Origin of the sequence: Herbaspirillum huttiense, assembly GCF_047300815.1 — a bacterium.
GTDB classification, from domain to species: domain Bacteria; phylum Pseudomonadota; class Gammaproteobacteria; order Burkholderiales; family Burkholderiaceae_D; genus Herbaspirillum; species Herbaspirillum huttiense_A.
In genome coordinates, this window is record NZ_CP178609.1 from 72,904 (window position 1) to 97,058 (window position 24,155).

36 protein-coding genes are annotated in these 24,155 nt (G+C 54.4%); 3 read left to right on the forward strand and 33 right to left on the reverse strand.

What is annotated here, in order from left to right; translation table 11 throughout:
- Positions 1-202: 202 nt before the first annotated feature.
- Both ACLRDN_RS25455 and ACLRDN_RS25460 read right to left on the reverse strand, forming a co-directional pair.
- Positions 203-685, reverse strand: a complete 483-nt coding sequence (locus tag ACLRDN_RS25455; RefSeq protein WP_413460653.1) for a hypothetical protein — start codon at positions 683-685, stop codon at positions 203-205.
- Between the two features lie 8 nt (positions 686-693).
- Positions 694-1,005, reverse strand: a complete 312-nt coding sequence (locus tag ACLRDN_RS25460; RefSeq protein ID WP_413460654.1) for a hypothetical protein — start codon at positions 1,003-1,005, stop codon at positions 694-696.
- Positions 1,006-1,358: 353 nt separating this feature from the next.
- Between ACLRDN_RS25460 and ACLRDN_RS25465 the strand changes: the two genes are divergently transcribed.
- Complete coding sequence (locus ACLRDN_RS25465; RefSeq protein WP_413460655.1) at positions 1,359-1,793, forward strand: hypothetical protein; 435 nt, start codon at positions 1,359-1,361, stop codon at positions 1,791-1,793.
- A gap of 41 nt (positions 1,794-1,834) precedes the next feature.
- On the opposite strand, the gene ACLRDN_RS25470 is transcribed toward ACLRDN_RS25465, so the two are convergent.
- From ACLRDN_RS25470 to ACLRDN_RS25525, 12 genes are all read right to left on the reverse strand, one after another.
- On the reverse strand, positions 1,835-1,984 hold the full coding sequence (locus ACLRDN_RS25470; RefSeq protein WP_413460656.1) for a hypothetical protein: 150 nt from the start codon (positions 1,982-1,984) through the stop codon (positions 1,835-1,837).
- A gap of 168 nt (positions 1,985-2,152) precedes the next feature.
- A complete protein-coding gene (locus ACLRDN_RS25475) occupies positions 2,153-2,623 on the reverse strand; it encodes a hypothetical protein (RefSeq protein ID WP_413460657.1) in 471 nt (156 codons plus the stop codon).
- The gene (locus tag ACLRDN_RS25480) at positions 2,616-3,182 is read right to left on the reverse strand and encodes a DUF6283 family protein (protein WP_413460658.1); all 567 of its coding nucleotides are present in this window, start codon (positions 3,180-3,182) and stop codon (positions 2,616-2,618) included. The genes ACLRDN_RS25475 and ACLRDN_RS25480 overlap by 8 nt, the downstream gene beginning before the upstream one ends.
- A 140-nt stretch (positions 3,183-3,322) precedes the next feature.
- Positions 3,323-3,649: a hypothetical protein gene (locus ACLRDN_RS25485; RefSeq protein WP_413460659.1), complete on the reverse strand. Its 327-nt coding sequence runs from the start codon at positions 3,647-3,649 to the stop codon at positions 3,323-3,325.
- A gap of 141 nt (positions 3,650-3,790) precedes the next feature.
- Positions 3,791-4,069, reverse strand: coding sequence for a hypothetical protein (locus tag ACLRDN_RS25490; protein ID WP_413460660.1), 279 nt, complete (start codon positions 4,067-4,069; stop codon positions 3,791-3,793).
- Between the two features lie 101 nt (positions 4,070-4,170).
- Positions 4,171-4,599, reverse strand: coding sequence for a hypothetical protein (locus ACLRDN_RS25495; RefSeq protein ID WP_413460661.1), 429 nt, complete (start codon positions 4,597-4,599; stop codon positions 4,171-4,173).
- 461 nt (positions 4,600-5,060) lie between these two features.
- Positions 5,061-5,387 (reverse strand): hypothetical protein, encoded by a 327-nt coding sequence (locus tag ACLRDN_RS25500; RefSeq protein WP_413460662.1) that lies wholly within the window; start codon positions 5,385-5,387, stop codon positions 5,061-5,063.
- A gap of 59 nt (positions 5,388-5,446) precedes the next feature.
- Positions 5,447-5,914, reverse strand: a complete 468-nt coding sequence (locus ACLRDN_RS25505; RefSeq protein WP_413460663.1) for a DUF6884 domain-containing protein — start codon at positions 5,912-5,914, stop codon at positions 5,447-5,449.
- Between the two features lie 1,415 nt (positions 5,915-7,329).
- Positions 7,330-7,578 carry a hypothetical protein gene (locus ACLRDN_RS25510; protein WP_413460664.1) on the reverse strand — a complete coding sequence of 83 codons (249 nt, stop codon included), beginning with the start codon at positions 7,576-7,578 and terminating at the stop codon, positions 7,330-7,332.
- 624 nt (positions 7,579-8,202) lie between these two features.
- The gene (locus ACLRDN_RS25515; protein WP_413460665.1) at positions 8,203-8,739 is read right to left on the reverse strand and encodes a hypothetical protein; all 537 of its coding nucleotides are present in this window, start codon (positions 8,737-8,739) and stop codon (positions 8,203-8,205) included.
- A gap of 317 nt (positions 8,740-9,056) precedes the next feature.
- Entirely contained in the window at positions 9,057-9,275 is a 219-nt protein-coding gene (locus ACLRDN_RS25520; protein WP_413460666.1) for a hypothetical protein, read from the reverse strand.
- 104 nt (positions 9,276-9,379) lie between these two features.
- Positions 9,380-9,811, reverse strand: coding sequence for a hypothetical protein (locus ACLRDN_RS25525; protein ID WP_413460667.1), 432 nt, complete (start codon positions 9,809-9,811; stop codon positions 9,380-9,382).
- Positions 9,812-10,031: 220 nt separating this feature from the next.
- On the opposite strand from ACLRDN_RS25525, the gene ACLRDN_RS25530 reads away from it, so the two are divergent.
- Entirely contained in the window at positions 10,032-10,679 is a 648-nt protein-coding gene (locus ACLRDN_RS25530) for a hypothetical protein (RefSeq protein WP_413460668.1), read from the forward strand.
- Positions 10,680-10,759: 80 nt separating this feature from the next.
- Here the strand turns inward: ACLRDN_RS25530 and ACLRDN_RS25535 are convergent, their stop codons facing one another.
- From ACLRDN_RS25535 to ACLRDN_RS25575, 9 genes are all read right to left on the reverse strand, one after another.
- Complete coding sequence (locus ACLRDN_RS25535; protein WP_413460669.1) at positions 10,760-14,074, reverse strand: SNF2-related protein; 3,315 nt, start codon at positions 14,072-14,074, stop codon at positions 10,760-10,762.
- Positions 14,075-14,438: 364 nt separating this feature from the next.
- Positions 14,439-15,266, reverse strand: a complete 828-nt coding sequence (locus tag ACLRDN_RS25540; RefSeq protein WP_413460670.1) for a hypothetical protein — start codon at positions 15,264-15,266, stop codon at positions 14,439-14,441.
- 61 nt (positions 15,267-15,327) lie between these two features.
- On the reverse strand, positions 15,328-15,498 hold the full coding sequence (locus ACLRDN_RS25545; protein ID WP_284077009.1) for a hypothetical protein: 171 nt from the start codon (positions 15,496-15,498) through the stop codon (positions 15,328-15,330).
- 75 nt (positions 15,499-15,573) lie between these two features.
- Complete coding sequence (locus ACLRDN_RS25550) at positions 15,574-15,909, reverse strand: hypothetical protein (protein WP_413460671.1); 336 nt, start codon at positions 15,907-15,909, stop codon at positions 15,574-15,576.
- Positions 15,910-15,927: 18 nt separating this feature from the next.
- Entirely contained in the window at positions 15,928-16,233 is a 306-nt protein-coding gene (locus ACLRDN_RS25555) for a hypothetical protein (protein ID WP_413460672.1), read from the reverse strand.
- Between the two features lie 214 nt (positions 16,234-16,447).
- The gene (locus ACLRDN_RS25560) at positions 16,448-16,693 is read right to left on the reverse strand and encodes a hypothetical protein (protein WP_413460673.1); all 246 of its coding nucleotides are present in this window, start codon (positions 16,691-16,693) and stop codon (positions 16,448-16,450) included.
- A gap of 13 nt (positions 16,694-16,706) precedes the next feature.
- Positions 16,707-17,075 carry a hypothetical protein gene (locus tag ACLRDN_RS25565; protein ID WP_413460674.1) on the reverse strand — a complete coding sequence of 123 codons (369 nt, stop codon included), beginning with the start codon at positions 17,073-17,075 and terminating at the stop codon, positions 16,707-16,709.
- Between the two features lie 4 nt (positions 17,076-17,079).
- Entirely contained in the window at positions 17,080-17,292 is a 213-nt protein-coding gene (locus tag ACLRDN_RS25570) for a hypothetical protein (RefSeq protein WP_413460675.1), read from the reverse strand.
- Positions 17,293-17,662: 370 nt separating this feature from the next.
- The gene (locus ACLRDN_RS25575) at positions 17,663-17,941 is read right to left on the reverse strand and encodes a hypothetical protein (protein ID WP_413460676.1); all 279 of its coding nucleotides are present in this window, start codon (positions 17,939-17,941) and stop codon (positions 17,663-17,665) included.
- A 94-nt stretch (positions 17,942-18,035) separates the two neighbouring features.
- Here ACLRDN_RS25575 and ACLRDN_RS25580 point away from each other — a divergent pair, with 94 nt between their 5' ends.
- Positions 18,036-18,167: a hypothetical protein gene (locus ACLRDN_RS25580; RefSeq protein WP_413460677.1), complete on the forward strand. Its 132-nt coding sequence runs from the start codon at positions 18,036-18,038 to the stop codon at positions 18,165-18,167.
- A 33-nt stretch (positions 18,168-18,200) separates the two neighbouring features.
- Here the strand turns inward: ACLRDN_RS25580 and ACLRDN_RS25585 are convergent, their stop codons facing one another.
- From ACLRDN_RS25585 to ACLRDN_RS25630, 10 genes are all read right to left on the reverse strand, one after another.
- Positions 18,201-18,464: a hypothetical protein gene (locus tag ACLRDN_RS25585; RefSeq protein ID WP_413460678.1), complete on the reverse strand. Its 264-nt coding sequence runs from the start codon at positions 18,462-18,464 to the stop codon at positions 18,201-18,203.
- 86 nt (positions 18,465-18,550) lie between these two features.
- Positions 18,551-18,922 (reverse strand): hypothetical protein, encoded by a 372-nt coding sequence (locus ACLRDN_RS25590; RefSeq protein WP_413460679.1) that lies wholly within the window; start codon positions 18,920-18,922, stop codon positions 18,551-18,553.
- Positions 18,923-19,401: 479 nt separating this feature from the next.
- The gene (locus tag ACLRDN_RS25595) at positions 19,402-20,271 is read right to left on the reverse strand and encodes a hypothetical protein (RefSeq protein WP_413460680.1); all 870 of its coding nucleotides are present in this window, start codon (positions 20,269-20,271) and stop codon (positions 19,402-19,404) included.
- A 144-nt stretch (positions 20,272-20,415) separates the two neighbouring features.
- Entirely contained in the window at positions 20,416-21,102 is a 687-nt protein-coding gene (locus tag ACLRDN_RS25600) for a hypothetical protein (protein ID WP_413460681.1), read from the reverse strand.
- Entirely contained in the window at positions 21,102-21,512 is a 411-nt protein-coding gene (locus ACLRDN_RS25605) for a hypothetical protein (protein ID WP_413460682.1), read from the reverse strand. The genes ACLRDN_RS25600 and ACLRDN_RS25605 overlap by 1 nt, the downstream gene beginning before the upstream one ends.
- The gene (locus ACLRDN_RS25610) at positions 21,509-21,898 is read right to left on the reverse strand and encodes a hypothetical protein (RefSeq protein ID WP_413460683.1); all 390 of its coding nucleotides are present in this window, start codon (positions 21,896-21,898) and stop codon (positions 21,509-21,511) included. Before ACLRDN_RS25610 ends, ACLRDN_RS25605 begins: the two co-directional genes overlap by 4 nt.
- A 226-nt stretch (positions 21,899-22,124) precedes the next feature.
- Complete coding sequence (locus ACLRDN_RS25615; protein ID WP_413460684.1) at positions 22,125-22,931, reverse strand: hypothetical protein; 807 nt, start codon at positions 22,929-22,931, stop codon at positions 22,125-22,127.
- 134 nt (positions 22,932-23,065) lie between these two features.
- Positions 23,066-23,236: a hypothetical protein gene (locus ACLRDN_RS25620; RefSeq protein ID WP_413460685.1), complete on the reverse strand. Its 171-nt coding sequence runs from the start codon at positions 23,234-23,236 to the stop codon at positions 23,066-23,068.
- 133 nt (positions 23,237-23,369) lie between these two features.
- A complete protein-coding gene (locus ACLRDN_RS25625) occupies positions 23,370-23,693 on the reverse strand; it encodes a hypothetical protein (RefSeq protein ID WP_413460686.1) in 324 nt (107 codons plus the stop codon).
- Between the two features lie 29 nt (positions 23,694-23,722).
- Positions 23,723-24,058, reverse strand: coding sequence for a hypothetical protein (locus tag ACLRDN_RS25630; protein WP_413460687.1), 336 nt, complete (start codon positions 24,056-24,058; stop codon positions 23,723-23,725).
- Positions 24,059-24,155 lie beyond the last annotated feature (97 nt).

The window sequence follows — 24,155 nt, forward strand, 5'->3', positions numbered from 1 at the left end:
TGACTGGCCCGCCGGCGTATCTGCCAGGCTCGCCTGAGCGAGATTGGCTAGCGGCCCCTTCATGCTCGACCATCAATTTCGAGGGGGTAAAGCGGTGTTGTCATGGCAAACAAATGACATCGCTGAACTTCCCGCCATTTATAGGCCGGCGCCCTTGAAGGCGGGGAGAAATGCTGCCGCGTGTGCGGCTACGGTTAGCCCTTCACACCTCAGCGAACTCGGAGCTGTACGCAACTGCCTGGGCTGTTGGCTTAGCGATGCGCAACCCTATGCCCCCTTCGAACTGAAGACTGACATCCATGTCCTTGACCGACTCAAGGGCTTTAAGGACTTGCGCCGCCGAACACACGCTGTACAGCTTTTCGAGATTTTTCAGAACTGCGTACAGTGCAGAAAGTTCTTCCACATCAAAAAGATAGCGGAGGCCCTCCTCGCGGCCACGCGCACTCGAAGCATTCAAGGCAGCTACACCTTTCGAGAAGAAATTAGCGTAGTGGTAGTAAAGCTTGTTGGTACGAGCAAGCAGCAGTCCGACGTGGCACGCCTGATAAAGAAGCGCCGCATCATGGCGCTGCAGCTTATCCATGAAAGCTGCAATGACTGCCGCTTGGGGACCAAGGACAATTTCCGTTTGTTGCGCCTTAGTGAGCATGGTAGAACCCGCCCTTCGAAGCATCGAAGCCATCAGTCTCCTCAAAAATTTGAACTTAAGAAAATGTCTTCCATCGACCGCCCGGAAAGTACCTGGAACAGCCACGGATCGATTTCAACCACCTGTGTTTTCGTAGCGCGATACAGCGCATGGGGCGTAGGCGAGAACAATCCATGCGGCACCTCCTGAGAATCACCAAGCCACATCCTTGCGCGTAGGTCGATTAAACGACCGTCTGCTAGCTGGATCCACCAATGCAAGGGCGTCACCGCACCGCGTACCGTGAGCTGGCCAATCAGCACTTGATGGGGAACGGCCAAACGCGTCAGCAACATCGATAGGCAGCGTGTCATGCCATCGCACTCCAACCATATGGACGAATCCAGCCTTGCCATCCATACGGAAAAGTGCCTTTCCAAATGCGGAGCGGTCATTCTGAATACCCCACTCGCTCACGTGCTATTCCCAATACATTGGCTCCCAAAAATGTGCCATTTTGATTCGACCAGTCCACGTTGAGCTGTCCGAAAACACTCTCTAGATAGTGCGGCACGAGCAATGAAAAGGCAAGCGGATAAGGGTCTTTGGGGGTGAAAAAAGATGTGCCCAACACAGAAGAACAATCGGCTCAAACCCGCGCCAGTACTAGCCGAAACGAAGATGCTATATTACTTATCATGAACGACAACCATGAGGGAGATAACGAATGCAAAACGACGTGGAGATCGCAAAAGAGAAGCTGATTAAGGACCTTCAAGAGAAGGCGAAAGCAGCATCCCGGCTGGAGACAGCATTTCTGTGGGGAAGCGAAGCCCTGTACGGCATCACCATCTTCAGTTCCGCTATCGCAACTATTTTGGCTGCGCTCAAACCCGGCGTCGTTTCTGAAACTGGCGGATCCGAGGCACTGATAATCGCCGCTGCCGTCCCTGGCCTATGTGTTGCGATCGACAACCGCTTTAAGCCCCGCGCACGAAGTGATTGGAACGCCGACAAAGCAATTGGATACGAGCGCCTGATAAGGCTATTGGCGTATGAGGATAAGCCGTTGGCAGAAGTATCTGCTGAAGCAAGTCAGTTTGAGCGAGAGATGGAGGCTGCATATCCGGCACGTGCGAGCGCACTAGGTGCAGGCGCGTGATCAAACAGAGGCCAAGTCCGCCTTCGGCCTCTGGCCACTACTTACTTGGCTTTGTTAGGTTCGGTAGGTTTGCTGTCTTCCTTGGCCGGATGTTTCCCGTCCAGAAACGACAGCGGAATTTCTGCCTTGAGAGCCGCCTCACGTGCAGCACGGCGCTTCTTTCGCTTACTCTTCTCCATCTTGTCAGGCATACCTGACACTAAGAACACGGTCACTACTCACCTCCCTTTTTCAGAAATTCGAATCGAACCCTCGCTCCGATTGGCACTGCATCGCATCTTGGCTCGATGCTCGCCGCTCCACGCGTGAGCAACTCTACCGCCAAAACGTTAAGACTACGTGCGCTGCAGTTTCGCGTATCAGTCACGTGCAGCCTCCGCTAAGCAAGCGTCCAATAGCTGGGCCGCTGCGCTGGCAACAACCTCATCGTCACCGGCAAAGTATCGCGACGACGCGTTTGCTGCAGTACCGAGAAATATCTCAGCATGCCCAAACTGCGCTGAAGTGATGTCCGCAATAAATTGTAGCCCCTCAGGACCAATTCCCTCCACCCAGTAATGACCACGCAATATGCCATCCCGATCTTTACAGCCGCCGTCGCCACTTCCACCACCGCGGATACGAGCACGGCATTCTGGGACGAAATCCACTAACGAGCGCTGCAACAGAAGCGAAGCATAGAGGCAGCTGCCATCCACGTTTTTCAGATCGGCCTTATGCAGCAGGAACGTATGCAGCCGATAAACCTCGCGAACAAACTTTATGAGCTCCGCTAACCAGGGAGAGCGTGCCCAATCGCCCTCTACGAGAATGTCGGCGGGGTTATTCATCGGAGTCCTTCCATGTTCTACGAAGCTTCTCCATCATTTCGTCGTAAGTACTATGCAGCGATGGCCAATTCTTGCGGGGACGGAGCGACTCAGGGGAAAGACGATCTTGCAGAACAGCGAGTCGGATTAGCGGATGTGCATCGCCAACCGAGGCCAGCCATCCTGCACATACCAGCTCGTCACCTTCCTTTGATTGGTGGCATGCAAATAACCTACTGGATGGATCGGGGCCCATGCCCTGTTGATCCGGGCAGGTATCAGATAGTCGCTCAGCTAGCTCCATATCGAAATTTGGTATGTCTTGCGCAGAGGACTTTTTTCTCCAAGGACAAGCTACGCATGGCCTCTTCAAAGTGGATAGCTTCTTTTTTCTGTCTGTATGGGGTTGCCCGCCATCCCGCTGCAGGTGCACCACCTCTTCGACGGAGGCCCCTCTGCGCAACATCGCGCTCATCGTACTCAATTGGGCGTCCGAAGGAATCCCGCCCAGCCGCCGGATGACCCTTGCCAGATCATCGTAGTGCCGGTCAGTCATTCTCGGAGTCGAGGATTTGTTCATCAGAACTTGCCGAATCGTTAAAATGATCACAAGTGTACCTGCTGGCGCATACCCCCCACAAGAGCGACCACCCGTTGCAACAGCCTTGTTCGGAACGACAAAAACCCCTCTGTTTGAACAGAGGGGTTTGAATCAGCAAGTTAGGCAGCGGCCGAATGGACTGCAGACAAATAAGCCGAGACATCCGACCGAATCAACCGCTGGCAATCGCCAGGCATGTCGTTTAGCTGCACCCTGCGACCAAGATGGCGACCAGGCATGGCCTCGCCATAGCATCCGATGCCTTGGTAAGGTTGCGAGTTCATCGACCTGGATCCATACGCGCCTGGTCGTACTGGGTCGAAGAGGTACAGCGATGTATAGCGGTCGAGCGTCTTACCGCCATTATCATAAAGCCGTACTTTCGTACGAATGGCATCATCGATCTGATTGCCAGGTGGATTAATGCGTTTTGCGTTGATTTTCATGTCATTCCTTTGCAGAGGGTTTGGTTTGTTTGCCAACCGAAATGAACAACATGCACACTCAAGTGTGAAACCGGTTCACAAAATAATAAGCCCTCCAGGAACATGTCCTGAAGGGCCTTCGATTATTCCGCTCGCCTACGGTTACCTGTAGGTGACTCGGTTGTGTTCGGAAATCCGCTTCGCTATAGCCTCCGGAATACCGTAGTACTCCTCAGGATCGACTGCGAAGCAGGTGCATTCTGATGTATATGGATCGATGACAGAGATGCCGCGGACAGCAATCTCAACCAGCTCGTTGGGAACGTCCTCTTGATCGCCGTAGGCAGTCTCGTCTTTTTCAATCACCGAGACCGATAGGCTGGGATATGAAGCTCGAATCTCGGTAGCCAACCGCTCAGCAGCAGAATTGCTTTCATTCATACATTGTCCTCTGGGTTAAGTTGTCTCCGTAATGCGGCACTTCCGCTCATAAACCAAGCCGCACACCGCAACTAGGGCGCCAAGGAGATAGCTGTCTATCGTCAGTAATCGGGCTCCGGAAACGAATTTACATATTGCTGCTCGTCAGCAATCTGCATTGAATAGTTGGTCGAGAGCACCTCCCTCAACTGCGTGACGATATCCTTTGCGGCGGCTCCCATCGGAACAGGGGCACCACATAGAGAGTGGGACAAGGTGAGAAGGCGCTGCTCAGCTTCAGCGGCATCTTGCCGTAGCAATTTCTCCTCGTGATGGGCGCACCATTCGTCTCCGCGCTCAGTACCGCCTACTTCAACCAGCTCATAAGCAGCGTCGTGCAAGAATCCGACTGCTCTTGCAATTGAGTGGCGCCCGGCCTCAAGGGCGTCCTCCATGTCAGTACAACCGATCACCAAGGCGTCCGAAAGACATGAGGCAGCCTCCTGCAGCTCATTATGGGCGTCCAAAAATGGCGTTACCGAATCTGTCATCTGTTCTTACTCCAAAAAATTAGGCGATCTCTTTAAAAGCGTCGCAGTTCCTATCTGCTGAAGCAGTTTGAACGTCGCGGATTTTTGCCTCACACCAGTAGCCTCCGCTGCCAGCCCAGCAGACTAGTGGCTCTTCAATTTGGACCATAAGGTGATAGTACTCCGCGGCGTTTTTAAGACGCCACCTCTGAAGAATGGTTAGGTCGAATCCGCGAGCGGCCAGAGTGTCCCCGAACTCATCAAGGGCTTCGCGCACACTTACGAATTGGCCAGCCAAGGTATGATGAACCCGCACCACTTGGGATCTTCTCGTCACGTATTGTTTTCTGGCGGGGTTTGTGCTCCGGACTTGGACACCTGCAGGCAGGGTAACCTCACTGCCCTGATGGATCGATAGCGCAGCCGGCTTCGAGCTAGTCCTTAAGTCGAAGAAAGTAAATTTCATTGAGAAAATACCGACGCTAGTCAAAAACGTAAAGGTTGAAGAATTGGCCTACGATCATCGGATCGCCTGCATCTACAGCCTGCTTCAGCATTCCGAGATGCTTCTCAAACGTCTCCAATGAGTGTGCAGACATACGTGGCTGTGCTGACTCTAGCCGAGCCTGGTGTACCTCCTGCGGATCGTCACCATCGTCCGGCGGTTCCGCCATCTCTTGCAACGCTCGTGCGGCGATGGATAAAGCTCCACGCGCACTGATTACCATCCCATTGTCGTTCTTAGGTTGACTAGCTGCCTGCAAGAGCAGCTGCGCAAGCCTAGCCATATCGATATGTCCTGGATGCATCACGGATTCTCCTTGAATGACGGATTAGGCCAATGTTCAACTGCTCGCAGAAGCAAGCTTCACGGGCTTGGACACAACTTTATTTGTTGGCCGAGCCATTGAAGCTGCCGCCCGATAGCCATGCCTTGCATCGGCACACTTACCTCCACGGGGACAGAGGTGGTGCTGATTGTGTCCTTAGCAGCAAACAACATCCGCATCAAATTATCACGATAGTTCGCACCCGCGAGGAAAACGAAGTGAACGGGCTCACGATAGAGTGGCCAGCGGTCCCTCAATTGCGCCATCACAAGACGCGCCCATTCGCGTCTGCCCGCTGCCGTCATCTCATTCAGGGTGACATCGTAAGGATCAATCAGCTGGTCTGCCAAGACAAGCCCATGCTTCGCCGACAGTATCGCGAACTCATCGCAGAAGGTCTCCGCATACTGCCGGGACTTCTTAAATAGGGAGCTCTGATAGAGCTGGTGCGCTGGTGCCTGGCTGCTTAACTTCGACCCGCAACACGCGATCAGTGCCACCTTCATCAAAACGCCCCAGCAGTACTGTTTGCGGCCTTGTGCTGCACCTCGGCCTCACTTTCGAATATCCGGGTACCGGTGACAGCGTGCTCTACCCACACTCGCCAACCATTTGCAGAGACTTTGTGGGCGCTGCGCAGAGCCTCGTGCCGTCGACATGGGCCTGTCGCGTCGCTGATGATGCGCGTGAACATCGCGGGATTGCCCGCAACGTACTTTAACAACCAGCATTTTTGCGTTGCCATTCGTAAGCTCCCTCCGACTATTTACGGCGTAGGGCGAGATCTAGTTTCGTCCACTTGTTCATGTTGGCCTCGCCATGCGTCATTGCGATCCAAGTTCCGTCCGAATAAGAGCACAAGCACAGTGATCCATCTGAGGACAACAGTCTGTCCGCATCCGGCGACCAATCCTGATCTCGGGCCAGCATGACTTCGGCAAGTTCGACGATACGTGGAGTAACCCGTGTAATATTCATCTGGGCTAGTGGAACTATCAGTAGCTGGAGAAACTGCCAAGCCCAACGGTTTCCAGTCCCATTTGACATACCAGATCCATATCGGATCGGGGTCCTTTGCGGTCTTCCGATCCAACGATAAAGCCCCAGTATGCGGGGGAAGCTAGCGCGAAGGGATTTTCGGAATGCTGATCGGACAGAGCTGCGTGGACCATCCCGTCCAGAAAGGCAACATGCTCGGTTGAGGACATGGATTCCTGCTTTGCAATAGCTTCCTGGTATTTCTGGCTGTGTACCATTTTGTGTCGAGTCCTCTACGCAGAATCAATTTGACTTGGCCGCACGGTCCGCTGCGTCCCCTCAAACTCGATGAGGACCAGCCCTCCTTTCGTCAGCCTTAGTAGCTTACACACCTTGCCAACGAGCATGCAGTGATCGTCCGACATCTGCAAGTCTCCACTACCATTAACAACAACTTGCTTACCGACATGCGCAGTAATTTGCTCGTGGCTCATACCCATAAGATATTTCCGTGTTCCTACGCAATGACACGCCCCGGGGCGAACTATCCGATGATCTAGGCTGGCCGCTTTTTACAGCTTATTTCGCGGTTCCTATCCCACGCTTGCAGTCTACGCAGAAGAGTGTCTTTTGCTCCGCGTAATACAGGCCCTGGTGTAACTGCTCATTTTGCGCCTCGCTACCGTCATAGTTGTATCGGCATTCACTATCGCCCGAAATGCGGACTTTACGGAAATACCCGCTTGTCGACTTGCAATGCGGACAGCAACTCAGTTCGGGAATTGCGCCGTTTTTGCCGATGACATACTTCGTACGAACGCTCTCTTGGGTAGCCAATTGTGCCCGGAGCTCGTCCATATCATCAGCTGTAACGCCGAACTGATTACGGCCGCTCCTCTTGCCAATAGCTCTATTTCCCGCTCCCATGTTTTATCTCCGAGGATTACGTGCAAACCCACACCCAGAACGGGCGACGCAGTTCAATGTTCCCGGCTTTTCGTTCACGCTGAATAATGCGATCGGCGGCACGCATCGCCACCGGTTGGCGAGAATCGGAAAATTCCGGGAGTCCGAGACGGCAGGCTTCCGCCTGAATAGCTGCTGCCTTGAATGGACCTTGCTTCATCTTCGCTATCAACGCCAATTGAATCTCAGCGGGTACTGCATGGCCATGCACGTAGAAGTCATTCATTCTTTGTCTTCCTAGCCAGCTCCGAGCCGACCGTTTAACGTTTTACCAGTCCCTCAATGGGAGTCGTGGGAAACTCGGTACTTTCCGCGTGCCGCAGCTAAACTAGGCGCCGACCAGCTCAAGATCGACTACCAGTGCCCGAGCGGACACATGCAGTCGCTTGCCAATGCTAGCGCCGCTCGTTCGCTCGACTTCCCACATCTCCTGGCCACGATAATCGGCGACACGCTTAATCGCCTTGACTTCGTTTCCAGACTTTGTGGAAAAGTAATACTTCCCAGCTTCAACGGACATTGTGTTCCCTCACTTGATCTTCACTTCTTCTCGGCGTCGAGCCGTGCGATATTTGCGTCCTCGCAAGCTTGGTATCCCTTCCGCTCGCTGCTAGCCCATCCCTGGCTATGTATCTGCTTTTCGGCGAGTAGCTCCCAATGCCAGTCGCCACGACCATTTCTCACGACGATGCTCTCCACACGCTTCTGGCCGCGGGCGTCAAGCCAAACGCGCCGCTCACGCCCTCGTCGAAATCCTTCCATGAACTGGCGAGCCGAAGTTGAAGCTTCCGTGTTCCTACGCAAGGACTCTCCAGTGGAGAATTAGCCGATGATCTAGGCTAGCCGCTTTTTACAGGTCTCGACCACAGTCCTTGTATTTAGATAAATCACTTTGCAATGCTTCGAAGTCCGGGCCGGCTTCATTGTGGCTGGCGACCCGGCGCGCACCATCCAGAGCGCTCTTTAATTGGGGAACATGTCCCTGGCACATGGCTGTGACGGCGAGAATACTGTAACTTATAAAATCCAAAGAGGGGGTCTCGTCCGAATATTGTTGGACGATCTGTGCAGCTTTCTCCAATTTCGAATAGTCCTTGGCAGAAATCAGCTCCTCTGTTTTTAGCACCGTATAGTAAATGGAGCCGGTCAACGAACGAAACTCAGCAAGACGCATGGCTGCTAGCTCTTTGTCGTCAGAACTGCGGGCAAACTCCAACGCCTTACCCTGGTGCTCGACCATCGTCACCACGTCAAACGGGTCTTTAGACTCTTCTGCGGCGGCCAGAGCAGCCTCATGGTCAGACAGCTGCTTCCAGTCACTACGCACAGTCGCTGCGCCTGCCGCAGCAAGCATCGAGACGCCAAGAACAAATGCAGCAATTTTCATCTTCAGATTCTCCTTTGTGATCGGCACTATGCCGCCTTCGTTACCAAACCTATCTTGCACAATTTCCGTCAATCCGAACTAAACCTGGACGATCTCCAGATCGGTCAACCTCGCACAAACGCTTCCGCCCCCCTTGCATCCAGCCAGGCCGGCGGCCAGTGCCTCCGCTGAAATCCCTCCATAAAATCGCCGGTTAGTGACCGAACTCAAAAACCGAAATTACCGTTGCCCCGGTCACACTACGCTAACGACGTAACACGGTAATCCTAGTCGAAAAAAGCCGACCAAAGAAAACTGGGATGACGAAAATAGCGACACTACGAGGTCAATTCGTCGATTTTGGCGACAATAGAAGTCACTGCAGATGCGCCTTCTCCGGCAATAAGCCCGGCCAAAGCATAAACCCACATACGATCGACGCTGGTTGCTTGGCACTGTTTGCCAATGGTCTCTCGGTGCACTCCCATCTCTCGCGCAAACGCCGCCTGCGTGTAGCCTGCCATACGTATTGCTTCCTTGAATTCTGCACCAGTCATTGGGGCCCTTTAAACCGGCGTATAGCCAGCGTGAATTTTCTCATCTGATTCCACGGCGTAAGCCCCGCCTCTACGCTAGCGCACCGGCTTGCCATCCTTATCAACTATCCTAATTCTTGAAGCTCGGCCAGAAGTTGGGCCGCCACAGCAATGCCTACCGGGGGTGGCGGCCTGACACCAGGCATGTTTGACCAGTTCGCCGCCGGCGAAGCGGGCATTTCAAAATCAATTCCAGAATCATTCATTGCACAAAGGTCACTTGATTTTGCCGCCCGCCGCCTTGGCATGTTCTGAACTTTTCTCCAGCGATTAAAAAACGTCACCATAGAGACGCCAGCGCTGTCCTCACGCGAGAAAAACACGTGACCAGAATCAATGACGACTTTCGCTGAATCAGCGATCTGGCTATCGCTGAGATCCTCATGTGGCTTACCGTCCACGAGGATCACTGAATCCTCGTGCCAAGCGTCTTCAGGCCAAAAGGCTTTGTCATTGTAGAACTGCTTGAACTCTGCGCCCGACGTCTTCGCCGTCATTCTGTATTGCTCCTCGAATTTCCACTGAAATTGATCCCAGAGGGCATCGTAGTCGCTAATAACGACATAAGCAAGACATATGTGACGGATTGGCCGACTCCAGAAATACGATCTGTCCCGCAGCTAAGTGCCAGACCTGCCGACCGATGCCATATTCGAGAATGTTGAGCATCTCTTATCGCAACTCAACTTCCTTCATATCTTCAATCCGGAGCAACAAATGACCCAGACTAACTACGTGACCAACATCGAAGCACAAAAGCGCCTTGACGCACTCAAGGTACTGAGGGACGCCGGTCTCACCTTTTCGGATTGCGTCACCGTCTTTGCTGACAGCGACGAGAATTCCTTTGTCATCGCAGCTAAAGAGCTGGCGTCTCTGGAGGAATATCTTGAGGTCGACTCGCCTACAGTCGTTTCCCCGAGCAAAGACGGTGCGTATGTCCAGGCCTGGATCTGGGTGAATAATGCACACGCTGGCATCTACACACCTAGCGAAGCGCTGGACAAGCTCCTTTCATATGCACGTCGGTCCTTGGCAAGCGACATGGACCTCCAACCAGATGTCATGGAGTTGCGAAGCGCACAGACCGCCTGGCTGGAGCACTCCGTACTCACCGAGCCCAGTTTGTTCGATGGGATTGAAACTCAGGTGCTGCCGGCCGGAGCTATTCCAGCGGTGGTGGATTGGGAAGCTGAAGACGGCGAGAAGGTGAAGTTCATGCCCTCCGACGCGATCTCACAACTCCGTTTATTGGCCCGATGGAGTCACATGCCTGACAATCTCTCCGAACAGGTAGAGTCCTTCATCAGCAAATACGGCAACAAGCTTGATGCCATCCTCGCCCATAAGGCTAAACAAAAGTAAGTCAGTCCTTAAAAAACACATGCCCAGTACTCTCTACGAGAGCGCTGGGCATTTTCTTTAGTGCTTCACCATTCTTCTAACTATACGATCGCGTCTAGATAGTACGCCAGGTCGTCCATACTGAATTTTGGAGCATCGGCTGCGTCGTCCGTGGCATGAGAAAGAATACCTTCTGACAGCGCCGTCTTCTTCTCCTGGTATTCCAACATCTTCTCTTCGATACTTCCAGCCACGACCAGCTTGTAAACAAACACAGTCTTCGTTTGGCCACCTCGGTGCGCCCGGGCGATAGCTTGATTCTCGGGGCTCGGAGACCACCAGGGGTCGTAGATAAACACGGTATCGGCAGCCGTCAGGTTCAAGCCAACACCGCCAGCTTTCAATGTGATGAGGAAGATAGGGAACTTACCGTCTTGGAAGTCGTTGACCACCTGTTTTCGGTCCGTACCGCTCACATCCCCAGTCAACATCCCGTAACGCAAGCCCTCATTAGCCAACTTCTCTGCGATGATCGTTAGCATGCTTTTGAAGTTGGAGAAGATCAAAATCCGACGTCCGTCTTCCACCATTTGGCGCAACTGGATCAGTAACAGTTCCAGCTTCGCAGACTCATATACATTAGAGGCCTGCTTAAGGTTCACCAGACGGGGATCACAACACACCTGCCGCAGTTTCAGCAATGCATCCAAAACGTCCATTGAAGAGCCCGCAATTCCCTTTTCCGATATCGCGTTCTTGAGTTCGCTTTGCATCATGACGCGAACCGTCTCATACAGGAAGCGCTGCTCGCCCACCAGCTCGACACGCTGAACTGTAGTCACCAGCTCGGGCAGCTCCGGAGCAACCTCCTCCTTCCGGCGGCGAAGGATAAACGGCCGCAGCACACGACTCAAGAGATTGCGGCGATCGATATCGTTTTCTTTCTCGATCGGGTTACGCCAGCGGCTGGTGAACTGCCTGGAGCTGCCCAACATCATCGGCGACAAGAAATTCATGATGGACCACAGTTCACCCAAATGATTGTCCAACGGGGTACCGCTGACGGCGACGCGATGGCGTGACTCCAGCTTGCCGACCGCCATAGCCTTCTTGGACGTCGCGTTCTTGATCTCCTGCGCCTCGTCCAAGACCAAGATGTGATAGCTGTATTTACTAAAGACCTCCAGATCCCGCCAGATCAGCGGGTATGTAGTCAGCACCACGTCGTGATGGGGAATCCCGTGAAACAGCTCTTGACGCTCAGGCCCGAGCAAACTCAGTACGCTCAGACTGGGAGTGAACTTTCGTGCCTCATCTTCCCAGTTGTGAACCAGGGAAGTAGGCATAACGATCATAGCCGGCTTGTCAAGGCGCCCTGCTTCCTTCTCCATCAAAATATGTGCCAGGATCTGGAGTGTTTTACCCAAACCCATGTCATCGCCGAGAATACCGTTCAGGTCATTCTCACGCAGGAATTGCAGCCAGCTGAGCCCGTGAAGCTGATATGGTCGCAACTGAGCATTGAGGCTGGCAGGCTGGATGACCGGCTCAATCAAATCAGTAGATTGCAGACGCCTGATCACCCGCTGGAGCGACTCGTCAGCGCCATGGATTTGCCAGCGGCCAGTATCCTGCATTGCCTGCAGACGTCCCAGATCGGACTTCTTGACGCGCAGCGGTCCGTCCTCGTAGTCGACCAACAAGTCGACCAATGTCGCGACAACGGGTTTGAGGCGGTCGGCTCGGATGCGGAAAGTATCTTCGCCAGCTGTAAAGTCAAACGCTTCACCATCGTCGATCGAATCAAGATTCCCAGACAGCCAACGCTTATCGCTCTTGAACAGACTGACCAGCAGAGGTTCTAGACGGACCACTCGCTCACCAATCTGGACGCCCATCTCGGCAATAAACTCTCCATCGTCCGTGAGCTCAAGGTGGCCCATCACATCGTCCACTTCAACGACCTGCAAGCTGAAAGCGGCCAACAGCTCGATCTCCCAGCCACGGCTGCGGAGTCGGGGGACCTGTACCTTCACAAATTCAGCCCATCCCTCACGATCTAGACCGCCAAGCGCGGCGCTCGGAAGCTTCACTCTGGTGGCCTCATCGAGCTGAGCCGTAACGTCTTCAAACCCTGCTTCTTCGAGCTCGGAGATTGTTCGCCGCTCGAAGGCAAGGTCACGATTCACGTACTCAATGTCACCGGCGGCGTTACGCCCAATTTGTGAGACCGCATCAAGTTCAACTAGATACCCACCATAATTGAAGGCAAGCGTCGCGAAATCGATCTCTCCATCCTGGCCATCACCGAGAATGCCGCTTGAAGATGACGTATCAAGGCGAAGAACCGGGAAAGGCTTGGTAAAGGTGTTGGTGTGCAAATAACCGCTGGGTAGTTTCTCAGCGAAGGCCGGCGGTAGCGCCACCTTGAGCGCCGCGGCCACTGCCTCTGCCATGTCCGCGCTAACCAGTGGCATTTCACTGAAATACTGCACAATCGCCGGAGGAAGTTCCATCCGCATAGGGCCGACTTCACGGCCTTCCACGTCGACATACCAATATTCACCAAGACGAATAACATCGTCGCAACGCGGACTCGTTTGCAAAACGAGCCCCTTTTGCCCGCTGTCGGTGCTACCCCATTCGAGCGCCGCGTCTCGGCTCCCACCAAACGTCACGGGCGTGAAGACGCCAGCGCCATTCGCCGAACCAATGCTTGTAAATAAGCGCTCCGTCCTGGACATCAATTCGAGCAGAATCGCACCACGCATACCTTCGAGCGCAAAGGTTGCCCGCGAAACTCGTGATCTGCTCTGCAGAAGTTCTGTCAAGATCCGAACGTCGCTCTCTTCCAGGGTATCCTGCTCCGTTTGGAACTCGCGGAAAATTCCCTCCCAAGACTCCCCTAAGGATCGGAAGTGGCCTGCTGCGTTTGCTTCCGCCCGGTGAATGCTCACCTCGTAGGCGAGCAGACCGCGCTTGAGACGCGCGCGAAGCAAATACAAGACCTTCAGGCCGCCGAGAGTTGCCTCCTTTTGCTGTTCCCATTCGCTTGCCAGCCTCTTTACCTCTTCCAACCAGGTTCCGATCTGATTGTCGACTTGAACAGCCTTCGCAGATCCAGCACCGCCTCGGCGGAATATGTCCTCCAACAGCACTGCCGCGATATGCGCACAGCCGGAATGGGCGCCGCACGTGCAATTGCAGGTGAGCCCCCTAGGGGAAGATTCGAAAACGCATTGAACAATGTGGTCATTGCCTTCATCGCGAACTGTGCCCGAAATGGCTTGGCCACTCGAAGAAAACGCTTGAATTTGCGATAGCAGCGCTTGGCCTTTGGAGTAGGCCTGTGAATTGACGAGCTCAAAAACGAATCGCTGGTCGAGAGACTGGTGAGGTGGAAGTTGACGGAACATCTGAAGTAAATAGTTTCCATGCCCTAATACTGACAACGGCGGGCCAAAATTTGTTGAATCAATGGCGCGAGTATAAGCCAATCACAACTTGGAAAACTACTTAAATGACAGCTGAGATTTCCATCCAGCGAGAGTGCGCTAGTTTCAATGCCGTGGAAACTAGACGTGCGAATTATAAGTTGAAAAAACGCCTCATAAAAATCAAGCAGTTGCGTATCCAGAACGCAGCTGGTGACATCTAAAGAGTTGAAAAACGGAGATGCCACACGAAACTTCAGCGTTAGGAATAAACAACAAACCCTCGATGTACGAGGGTTTGAGGAGCCGAAACAGACTTTGGCAAATAAAAATACAGACTTTGATACTACGAAAATATTGGTAGCTCTTTGAACTTAGCGAAGACCTCAGCCTGCTTTGCCAGGTCACCATACCAAGATGGCTTACGGATGGGACTTTTGACCAAGCTCTCCAAGTCATGTTCACGGACAAAGGTCAAGAACGGCTCTGGCAACTCATTCCCGGGCATGTAGGAATAGAGGGCAGCAATATCGATCAGCCCTAAATCCGCGCGACGGTTGCCATCTACAAGTGCTTCGTCGAGCATCATAGGCACGGTCTTCGCTGGCACCGACGATGGGGTAAATCCACCTGCGATGTACTGCACATCGAGAGGAGCAGTTTGCGATCCGGCGGTGGTGAACGTATCGTTAATCATGTTCACCCCCTCACGCAATTGATGTTGCGGATCTCGGATGAGCTGTTCGTCTGGCAGGACACCGATGCGAAGCCCACCGCTCTGAGTGAAGAAGACGTTGTACCCAGGGATGTAGGCTGTCGCGGTCCTAAACACTCCCCGCTTAAATTGAAGTCGCTGCGCCAACCTCAAAAGCCGCTCCTTATGGACAGCCTCCGCCTCCCTCTGAGGCCCCTCGACGAAATGAATTGCCTTTATCTTCCCATAGTTGGAGACGAGCTCCGCGATGGCGTCCAGTTGGATCTGGCCCGTATCATGAATCATGATCGTGCCGTCTTGGCAGACGAAAACGTAAGGCCTGCAGGTGGCGATTTTATCTGTGTAGAACCCGGTTGCGAGGCATCCATCCTCCAGTATCCCGGCGGCACCTTGAGCGATGTGGATGAATCTATCCACCGGACCCTTTTTGATAACAGGCGAACTCAACTCTTTCTCCATTAATATTCTCGGCTAATGTGATCGAACTGTAGGCGCTCTAGTCGTTTCCGAAACTTCTGCGCTATTCGTCCATTGTAGTGGGATCTTCATTGGCACGGGCATTCAGCTCTTTGCAGACCTTGCTGGGCAACGGAATAACCACCATGTTGAACGAAACATAGTCATCACCAACTTCGTCGGCGCCTGCGTTCTCCAGCATTCGCTTTGCTCGCTGATTCAGCTTGTATCCCATCTATTTTCCTCGGTCAGGTTTAGCGCACGCGGCTAGGCCAAAACACGGTTCCCACAGCCAGCGCACCTGTCCTTATCACGCGGCCGTGAAGCGCTGAAGCAGTTCAAGGACATACGCATCTCCGTCTTTGTAGCGAGTCCACTGCGATTTACTGTAATGTTCATCTGCCACACTCCGACCCAACTTTTGACGGAGCGCGCCCGTCTCCCCTGTTCCATTTTCAACACCCGCGCAGGCGTATACCGTCGCCTGGCCGCCTCCCATTGACGCAATGCTCAAGGCCGCGCCACACACTCGACATGGTGGTACCTTGTCCCCGGTGTATTGATAACGCAATAGCGCCACAAGATCCGCATCGGACATCGCTCCGGGCTCTTGCATCACCAGTCGTCGAAGCTCATCGGAATTCATGGTGGAACCTCTCTTCCGTCACGTGGCCATGGCGTAGATGCTTTCGTCCGCCCATTCCTCTGGCGTCGAGTCGGCGCGGTCTTCGCCAGCGGCATCGTAGTCGGCGTTTGCGAGCTCGCGCGACAACGAGGCCAGGAAGCCCTTACGGACCATGTGGGCGATGTATCGGCCAGTCCACTCCCGTTTCTTCTTCGCTTCGGCGAGCGCCGCCAGCGCGTCAGACGCCGGCAGGTAGGCGAGACGGCTTGCGGTCACCTTTGCGGCATGGGAGCCGTATCGGCGCACGCGGGTGAATTTGTTGTACTGCTGAGTAGCTTCTTGCATCATCTTTCCTTCGCCACCTACCGGGGGGCTTTCGGGGCGCGAGCGCCATTTACCTTTGGGCCTCGACCGCACCTCGCTCGGCCCAGGTTAGATATTCGTTCCACGTGTGCGGGTAGTCGATGCAGATCATCCTGGCGATATAGGGGTTTGCCTCGGTGGCGAGGGCCTGCGGGCGCAGCGGCTCCTTCAGGATCACCAAATCCCAAAATCTGTTTCAATGATCGGTCACGCGAAGGCGATCGTTTATGAAATCCCACTCCGCTTCAATTGGGAGACATGCATACCACCCCTGCTCGGAAATTCCATCCACGATTCGGATCTTCCCCTCGTTACGCAAAGACTCGGCCGCAGAGCGCAACCGGCTCCCTTTCAGCGTTGTGAACTGGCCAAGATATTCTTCACCACGGCCAACAGTCTCAAGAATCGCGGCGCGATAAGCCTTGATCGAAGTTCTGCTCAAGCTGGATTTCCTTCTAGTCGACTGGCGGCAGCAGGACCGAGATGCCGACTGACTCGCCGCGCTTAGCGCGTGCAACGATATCGTCGAGTAGCAGGTCTTCACCCTCATCAACCAGTGCTGGCGGTATCCCCAGCTCTTCTAGCGTCGCAACAGGCCCGGCGACTACCTCAAACCCTTTTCCTGCTACCTCCGACGTCTTGCAAACGACAAATCGCCCGTCTTCATCAAGCAAAGTTTGGAACTTGCCATCGGTCGTCACAAAATATCCGGGTGATCCTGGGCGGTGCCGCCACTGCGGGTTCTGGCAATTCGAATGTTCTACCTCACCCGTCTCTGACAGCGCCTGATTAGTGACACTGGATTGCGCCGCCTTATTGGTCATGACTTCACTCCATGTAATCAAAATCGAATTCTACCCACTGGTCGCGCGGCAAAAGTGCCTGCCCGACCGCGTTGAACTGTGCGCCGCAGCCGCGGCACTCACTGTCATTGGAAAGCGCAAGGTCATGGCCTTCGCCGCAGTCGCAGCGTAACGAACCTGGTTCTACCAGGCGGCCTGTCTTCATATCGTGCTTCGGCTTAGAGATCCAGTTCGTCAAGCTCGTTCTCCCGGCCGCTTATGCCGGCAGCTGATCAGAACGCTTGCTCAGCGCTTGGCTGCCAATGGCCCGAGCCCCATCGTCAGTAATGAACCAGGACTTAGATCCATCGGGATACTCGTGCCGCCGGAGCAAGCCGGCCTTCACCAGCGAGGCCAAAGAAGACGCGTTTGCGCCGGTCGCCGCCAAATCGTGCCAACTAGCACCGCCGGCGGGGCGCTTGTCCGCAAGCTGCAATGCTCGTATGGCGATTGCACTGAGTGCCTTACTCATAAATCACTTCCCTTCGTTCGTATTCAATCATCACCGAGCGGTGCGTTTCAAATTTTCAGAGGTACCCTTCACCTCTGCATCAGCCAGCGTCGATAAATCAGCCCCAGTTCTTGACTGAGATGCCAGAGGTTACGGCCCAGGTCGGGTCACTGGTTGCCTTCTCATAAATCTGATTGAACGAGCTCATGAGGCCGAATACCAAATCAGGGACTTTGTAGCCTGCTCCGCCGGATGTTGCCAGACGAACCCCTTCAAACGCAGGACGCCCTTCGTCAACCACTGAGACATATAGATCGCCGTTGGCGCCGTGCTGGAGCACCAGCTCCCTCCGGTCTTCTTTGTCTCGGTCATCGGTGATGTAGCGGATTTCGCGCATGATCAATTTCCTTGGTCGGCTGGAGGTGGGAAGCGAACGGAATTACCAGTTCGGCGAGGTCAATCAAGCACTCCGACCCACCGTAGTATGAGGCATGACCACCAATGTATTGAACTGGTTGCGCAAAGCGGCCGTTCGTGCGGCGCCAGATGTGGGGCGAGCCTTCACGCTTGAACTCCTGATTGCGCAAGATCATCCCGAATCGGACTGTATGTTCGGTGACTGACATTTCCGTGTGTCCTTCCCCAGTTGGTAAGGCTCAGTTGATCCCGAGGACGGCGCGGATCTCCGCCTGCTTCCGAGAGGCACCTTCCTTCCGACCAGCCGCGGCACCCGCCTTATAAAAACGCATGGCGGCGTTAATCTGCTCGGCCGTGAAACTCGCAGGAAGATCGCCGAAATGAAACTCAGCACCCGTGTCCCAGACTTCAATATGATCAGAGTCCTTATGTAACACCGCCAGGCACTCAACGGTACCTTCGATGATTTTGTCACCAGCCGTCTCGTCGCAAAAAAGTCCCACAGCATTCTCACTAATCGGCTACCGGCCGGTGCGGAGCGCCTTCGGCGCTATATGGATCGTGCGCTACCGTGCTTGAGCGCGATGAGCTACGCAATCAGGGCCTTGCCGAGCGCTCGCGCAGTCGAATCGGGCACACCTTTGGGATTTCTAACTGTAGCGCCCAGGATCCACTCTTTAGGCCAAAATCCCGCCATATTGCTATTCACGTTGGGGATACCGAAGTAGAGACCGGCCGGCGCAAGTCTGTCCAGAAACTCACTGCACTCGCTCTGGAGCTTCTTCGTGCCGCTGCGAATATTCCCGAACCGCCTCACCAGTTCATTTGCTTCGGCCCGGATCAGAGCGCCAGCGCTCGGATCGAGTTTCTCCAGGCACGCGATGTGCGCCTCGCAATGCGAGGTTGCATCGTAATTGGTGTACTCATGAACCAAACCAGCTCTTACAACTTTCGCGGCCATCGTAATTCCTTTCATAGTCGACTATCTCGACATAGTATGCCGATAGTAGTCGATATAATCGACATTTACAACAGATAAAGTCGTAAATGCCGACATAAATGAATTAAACCGTCGAGTATCCCGACGGTGACCAAAAACGTTGTCTGCGTAGTGGGTTCAACATAGAACTGAGAGACCAATACAGTCTCACTGTGCTTTTTTATCAGATGGGTGCTCGACCATCGGTACTGACTTTGGCCTCCCGGGCCGGCCGTAAAACTCCAGTCTGGTCGATGGGTAACATACCCTGCACCAAACTCTTCCAGACTGGGCGAAGACTTTGCTCAAATCCTCACCACCATACGCCTTGTTGCCGCACTTGCACACCCACATGCGCTGCTCAATGATCTCCGTCTCGTCACGCCGGCCGCTGGCAAGGCGCCTCCTTGCCAGCTCAGCACGCAGCGCCTCGGTAGGCACCTGACTAAGGTCGAGGTCGATCATAAAGATCCCGAAGGTGACGGTTCAAAATCGCGGTGCACCTCGTACAAATAATGCACGTGCGTAGACAACCCGGTAGAGCGGTCGTTGTCGACGAGTTCCCCCCTAACATAGCTCAACCAGTGTGATTTGACTTCGAGAATGTACGTGCGGCCCGGATGGAGTGCCGCTGCCACTGCTCTCAAAGTATGCTTTCCCTTTGAGCCGGTGCCTGGGAGCGGAACGTTGACCAAGGTGAAGCCCAGAGATTTCATTGCCTTAGCGGCCTCTCCCGTATTCATTCCCTGGCTATCCCAGCCATACCGACGACATACCTCAAGAACGGTTGAAAATGCTATCCCACATGTCTTTGAAATGGAAAATGGGACACATCCACCTTCGGTATCGCGCCCATCATCCTCAAGCATCGGTTTTTTTTCATCGTTGGGTTCATCGTGGTGACCCCATGTTGTCGAACAATTCGAGCATCGGTAAAAGACCTCAATTCTGTTCAACGATTCACGGCACCGGCCGTAGTCTCTTTTTCCGCGGCCTGGTCGGCATTCGGGACACTCCGGCCAGTGCTTTGGGACATACTGCTTACCGTCAGTGGAGCTGATGTAGAGCTCGACAGACTTTGTCGTCACAGGTGAAAGATATTCTTTTTCAGTCAGCCATGTACAAAAATCAGTTTCGTTCAGCCAGCACTCATCCTCACCGGCCGCCTCCTTCTCTGCATATCGTTCATTGCGGTACAGCTCAGCCAGTGCCTTGAAGTCCAAGGTCGCTGAGCCCAGAAATGGGCCTTCATTGGACCGCTCGTAGTCTCCCCAGCCAAGCATGTACAAGGCCATGCCATTTGGGAGTGCTACTGAAGCTACGTTTGCCATCAGATCCATGCTTATGGGGGGATATCGAGGGGATCGCCGACCACGGCGGCGGCGATATTTACAGAGGAGCCAAGGCGACTGCAGCGGTAACGATAGGTCGCCCCCCCCCCGAGCAGCCGCGCTACGCCGGCCAGCACGAGCTGACTACTGCTCCTGGACATACTTTGCCTTGTCTCTTGCGTCAAAGGCCGAGGGTATGCGCTTGCCACTCATGAACTCGTCGTAGGATGGCATAGACGCCCAGGCCTCTTGAGCCGAGAGTGGCCTGACCGGAATCTTGGATTCGAGAGCTTCGTACGCCTGCAATGCCCAGGTATCACCAGGGCGCACCGCATGGCGAACCTTCGCTGGCGCAGCGTCATAAGGTTTTCCGTCCGGGACAAAGACGATTTCTTGCTCACCGCTGGAGCAAAAAGAGACGTCCCTGACCGTAGCACCATCTGTCCAGACTACGTGCCTTTCCCCTTCAACGTACTCGGCAGCGGTTTGCCAGATCTTGTAGCCAACCAGCTTCTGTCCGCCATGTGACCGTATATATTCTTCCACGTTCAGTTCACAGCAGTCCTGGCGGCTCCAAGGAAGAGGCTCACACTGGAGCCTCAGCGGCTGCTGTCCATCGACGCGCCGCGCGAAGTCCAATACGTCCTGATCAATTTCCGCGGGTGTCGTGAGGACTGCTAACAAGCGATCCATGGTCGCGAAGAGCCGGGTGACGTCCGATGCCTTCAGAACCTTCAGGCCACCCAAACCTTGCCGGCCGGCAGAGCTCGGGTTTGCCAGCGCTTGCGCCACTCGCTCGTCCCTACTTCCACGCTTCTTTGCCTGTCCCATCAATGTGTCCCCTCTTCTAAATCGGGACTAAGGCCGGGTGCAGCGACAGATATTGTTGCGAGGCCCGAGAGGACGGCGCCAATAGCCGGGAGATACTGCAGCAAGTCCTGGAACAACTTGTGCAGCGGGAATGCTGGATCCGCAACTGGGAAGATGGAGTGAATGTTAACTGTCACCAGGGTACAGCCGGCCACGGCGCAACCCCACTTAAGTCCCGTGGCACTGCCATAGTGAAGAGCCATTGCAATGCCAATTCCGACTTCGCATAACGCGAGATAGATCACCCAGCGTGGCATGTATTGCATAAGCGCGGCATCGCTGTTCGTGCCCCATACGACCATCGTCAGCAGCGCAGGGGTCAGTATGTAGACCAAGATCCTGGGCCACTTGTTGCTAATGAAGTTCTTCATACAAATCCTTCCATTTCATCCACCCGTCCCAGTGCTTGGTTCTCGTAGTGTGGAGCCGTTTGCTGTAGCGGGCCGTTACTCCAAGGCTCGCGCTGATGCCAGCCTTGTCCATGGCGCGATCGCAGCTGACGCTGTAAGTTCTCTTTCCGCAGAATCTCTTCCACCCGCTTAATCGCGGGATCAACGGGAATGGAAAAGCGCTTCGCCAGGGCACGCTGGATGCGTGGAGACCACATGTAGTAAAGATTAAATGCCGCGGAATCAGAATGTGGATTCCGCAGCACTGCCTTGGTATAGCTCATCAAGAACCGGCGCAACTTCCGTTCCTCTCGCAGCTGCTCACGGTAAGTCAGGCGATCCATGCTCACAAACTTGTTCGAGCTCATGCCAGGCATCCTTCCTCAGTCAAAGGCCTTCACCTTGTATCGATTTTCATGCCCGGGTGAGGCAGCAACACGGGTCCATAATCGAGCAATACAAATTGTATTGATTTGATACAACATGGGTTGATATTAAAGTACATCTCGCTGTACGGTCAACGATACGGCCTGAAAAAAAACGCCGCTGCATCTAGGCAGCGGCGTTCTCGTCGCGGAACGGTTGGTTAGACCGTCAGAAACTCCAGCCCAGGCCGGCGCGGACCGTCGTCGTCGATGTATCGGAGGACGGTTCATAGAATCGTCCATAGGGCGTACTGTAGTTGGCACTGCGGCCATACTTGAAGGCCGCATAGTCCACGCCCACGACACCATGAATGTTCTTGGTGAACGCGTAGTCGGCCGACAGGCCGACCTTGTACAGGGTCGAATTGCCCAGGGCGCCGGAGAAACCTGCTGGGCCGGCGACGTCGATGTTGGAGCTGGTGGTACGACCGATCAGCGCGTTCGCAGTCAGTACCAGGCGATCAACCGGCGTGCCTTGCAGAAGCGCACCCAGGCCGTAATGATTGTGGGTGTAATTCTCGCCTTCGTTGACGCCCCGCTGCCACTCATGATGGCCGAACTCGACGTAGGGGGTCAGCATGACCTTCGGATGCAGATCGAAACCCTTGCCGAAGCGCACGGCATAGTCGGTGAGGGTTGCGGAGCTGGAGGCTTTCACCGACCCGTAGGAACCGCCGCCGATGTAGGAACCGACGTAATCGGTGTGACCGTTGGCACGGCTGTAGGTGAAGTTGAAGTATGCGTCTCGAACGATGACGTCGCGCATCAGCGAAACGGAGATGGCAAAGCCAGGCACGCCGCCTTTTTCGGTGTCCAGCACAGTGCCCGATCCGTCTTTTTCGGTATAGTCGACATCAGTCGAAAGGGCTTGCACGGAGACCTGGTTGTTCACGTCACGGATGAACGGATTGGCTGCGTGCGCGGCCACCGAGCAAGCCGCAACCGCGGCGAACAGGACTGCATTGCGAATTTTCATAGGTTCCCCTAGTGGTACATTAAAAATGCCGTTGCCGAGTGGCTTTTCCAGACGTGGCGACGACGCCCATTCCAATTCGGCTGCGGCAACAAAGTCGCCTGAAAAAGACTTGCGCTGACTATCAGCGCTCGTACTTATTGGTACAGATCTGCGGCGCGATCACGTGCGCGATCACGCGCATCCTCCAGCATGCGGCGGTTCTGCACTTGCCGGCGCAATCGTTCCGAATGCTCTTCCAGCGAGATCGGCTCATCATTCATGAGGGCCTTGATACTGGCCACGCTGTCATTGTCCTGCAGATCCATCAGAGTTCCTTTTCAAAATCGGCTCACACCGTAGTTCAAAAAGAAGAGCCAGATACTTGCTTGTTCCAACTCTTCACACTCCAGCGCCTCGCAGCGCCAACTGTCAAATTCAAAAGACATGTTCCCTCTGGGCCTAACTACGTCCTCGTCCACGAAGTGGGTCACGCAAGCGGTAGAAGTTAGCCGAGAAAACACGACCATTTTTCCCCGGAGAAGACTTAAGCACTTCCACATCCTTGTGGGCGCTCGTGCCGAGGACAACCATCGACGTGATGAAATAGAAATTCTGCTGACGGTCGTACAAAATCTCTTCTTCATCAGTCCCAGCGTTGAGGACCTCCTTCACCCGCTCGCGATATTCATTCTGGCCAATACGAAACCGGAGCTTGTCACCCGCTTGTACAAGCCCTGGCCGATCTAACGGAAGCCACTTCTGTTCGTCCGTACGCTGGTGCATTTACGTTCGATTGTCTGCCGTTAGCGGCATCAGCTGGCTTGCGGAAGCACCGAGGTGTCCGCGTTGATGCTCGTCGCGGCCTCGCGGATCGCTTCGCTCAGCGCCGTGGCACTGGCCAGGCGCTGCGAGCCAACGAAGACGTCGTAGCCAGTGCCATGACTGGCGTGGGAAGGGACCACATTAATCGGTTGTCCGACTTGCTGCGCGTGAGACTCCAGAGCGGTCATTGCTGCAGCATTGACCGCAGCTGCCCTCAGATCTGTGACCTCGGCAACCAGCGCCTTGATTGCAGCAACGGCTTCATCGTTGGACTTATAGCGCCCCAGATACTCCAAGAGCACCGGATATCCGTTGGCGTGCTCCATGCTGTGCTCCACTGCTACCAGGGAGCTGATGGGGTGATATTTTTCCGGCTGAACCATAATTGTGATCTCAGTAGTTTGGAAACAAGGTCAAACTTGA

Coding starts and splice junctions, on each gene's coding strand:
- ACLRDN_RS25565 (WP_413460674.1), bottom strand. CDS start 17,075: ATGACCAATAAGGCGGCGCAATCCAGTGTCACTAATCAGGCGCTGTCA.
- ACLRDN_RS25615 (WP_413460684.1), bottom strand. CDS start 22,931: ATGAAAATTCGCAATGCAGTCCTGTTCGCCGCGGTTGCGGCTTGCTCG.
- ACLRDN_RS25630 (WP_413460687.1), bottom strand. CDS start 24,058: ATGGAGCACGCCAACGGATATCCGGTGCTCTTGGAGTATCTGGGGCGC.
- ACLRDN_RS25625 (WP_413460686.1), bottom strand. CDS start 23,693: ATGCACCAGCGTACGGACGAACAGAAGTGGCTTCCGTTAGATCGGCCA.
- ACLRDN_RS25620 (WP_413460685.1), bottom strand. CDS start 23,236: ATGGATCTGCAGGACAATGACAGCGTGGCCAGTATCAAGGCCCTCATG.
- ACLRDN_RS25590 (WP_413460679.1), bottom strand. CDS start 18,922: ATGGCCGCGAAAGTTGTAAGAGCTGGTTTGGTTCATGAGTACACCAAT.
- ACLRDN_RS25595 (WP_413460680.1), bottom strand. CDS start 20,271: ATGGCAAACGTAGCTTCAGTAGCACTCCCAAATGGCATGGCCTTGTAC.
- ACLRDN_RS25545 (WP_284077009.1), bottom strand. CDS start 15,498: ATGGGATACAAGCTGAATCAGCGAGCAAAGCGAATGCTGGAGAACGCA.
- ACLRDN_RS25500 (WP_413460662.1), bottom strand. CDS start 5,387: ATGCATCCAGGACATATCGATATGGCTAGGCTTGCGCAGCTGCTCTTG.
- ACLRDN_RS25465 (WP_413460655.1), top strand. CDS start 1,359: ATGCAAAACGACGTGGAGATCGCAAAAGAGAAGCTGATTAAGGACCTT.
- ACLRDN_RS25485 (WP_413460659.1), bottom strand. CDS start 3,649: ATGAAAATCAACGCAAAACGCATTAATCCACCTGGCAATCAGATCGAT.
- ACLRDN_RS25520 (WP_413460666.1), bottom strand. CDS start 9,275: ATGACTGGTGCAGAATTCAAGGAAGCAATACGTATGGCAGGCTACACG.
- ACLRDN_RS25505 (WP_413460663.1), bottom strand. CDS start 5,914: ATGAAGGTGGCACTGATCGCGTGTTGCGGGTCGAAGTTAAGCAGCCAG.
- ACLRDN_RS25480 (WP_413460658.1), bottom strand. CDS start 3,182: ATGAACAAATCCTCGACTCCGAGAATGACTGACCGGCACTACGATGAT.
- ACLRDN_RS25490 (WP_413460660.1), bottom strand. CDS start 4,069: ATGAATGAAAGCAATTCTGCTGCTGAGCGGTTGGCTACCGAGATTCGA.
- ACLRDN_RS25470 (WP_413460656.1), bottom strand. CDS start 1,984: ATGCCTGACAAGATGGAGAAGAGTAAGCGAAAGAAGCGCCGTGCTGCA.
- ACLRDN_RS25605 (WP_413460682.1), bottom strand. CDS start 21,512: ATGAAGAACTTCATTAGCAACAAGTGGCCCAGGATCTTGGTCTACATA.
- ACLRDN_RS25600 (WP_413460681.1), bottom strand. CDS start 21,102: ATGGGACAGGCAAAGAAGCGTGGAAGTAGGGACGAGCGAGTGGCGCAA.
- ACLRDN_RS25510 (WP_413460664.1), bottom strand. CDS start 7,578: ATGAATGACTTCTACGTGCATGGCCATGCAGTACCCGCTGAGATTCAA.
- ACLRDN_RS25530 (WP_413460668.1), top strand. CDS start 10,032: ATGACCCAGACTAACTACGTGACCAACATCGAAGCACAAAAGCGCCTT.
- ACLRDN_RS25515 (WP_413460665.1), bottom strand. CDS start 8,739: ATGAAAATTGCTGCATTTGTTCTTGGCGTCTCGATGCTTGCTGCGGCA.
- ACLRDN_RS25580 (WP_413460677.1), top strand. CDS start 18,036: ATGACCACCAATGTATTGAACTGGTTGCGCAAAGCGGCCGTTCGTGCG.
- ACLRDN_RS25575 (WP_413460676.1), bottom strand. CDS start 17,941: ATGCGCGAAATCCGCTACATCACCGATGACCGAGACAAAGAAGACCGG.
- ACLRDN_RS25495 (WP_413460661.1), bottom strand. CDS start 4,599: ATGACAGATTCGGTAACGCCATTTTTGGACGCCCATAATGAGCTGCAG.
- ACLRDN_RS25555 (WP_413460672.1), bottom strand. CDS start 16,233: ATGCAAGAAGCTACTCAGCAGTACAACAAATTCACCCGCGTGCGCCGA.
- ACLRDN_RS25535 (WP_413460669.1), bottom strand. CDS start 14,074: ATGTTCCGTCAACTTCCACCTCACCAGTCTCTCGACCAGCGATTCGTT.
- ACLRDN_RS25540 (WP_413460670.1), bottom strand. CDS start 15,266: ATGGAGAAAGAGTTGAGTTCGCCTGTTATCAAAAAGGGTCCGGTGGAT.
- ACLRDN_RS25610 (WP_413460683.1), bottom strand. CDS start 21,898: ATGAGCTCGAACAAGTTTGTGAGCATGGATCGCCTGACTTACCGTGAG.
- ACLRDN_RS25460 (WP_413460654.1), bottom strand. CDS start 1,005: ATGACACGCTGCCTATCGATGTTGCTGACGCGTTTGGCCGTTCCCCAT.
- ACLRDN_RS25550 (WP_413460671.1), bottom strand. CDS start 15,909: ATGAATTCCGATGAGCTTCGACGACTGGTGATGCAAGAGCCCGGAGCG.
- ACLRDN_RS25455 (WP_413460653.1), bottom strand. CDS start 685: ATGGCTTCGATGCTTCGAAGGGCGGGTTCTACCATGCTCACTAAGGCG.
- ACLRDN_RS25475 (WP_413460657.1), bottom strand. CDS start 2,623: ATGAATAACCCCGCCGACATTCTCGTAGAGGGCGATTGGGCACGCTCT.
- ACLRDN_RS25525 (WP_413460667.1), bottom strand. CDS start 9,811: ATGACGGCGAAGACGTCGGGCGCAGAGTTCAAGCAGTTCTACAATGAC.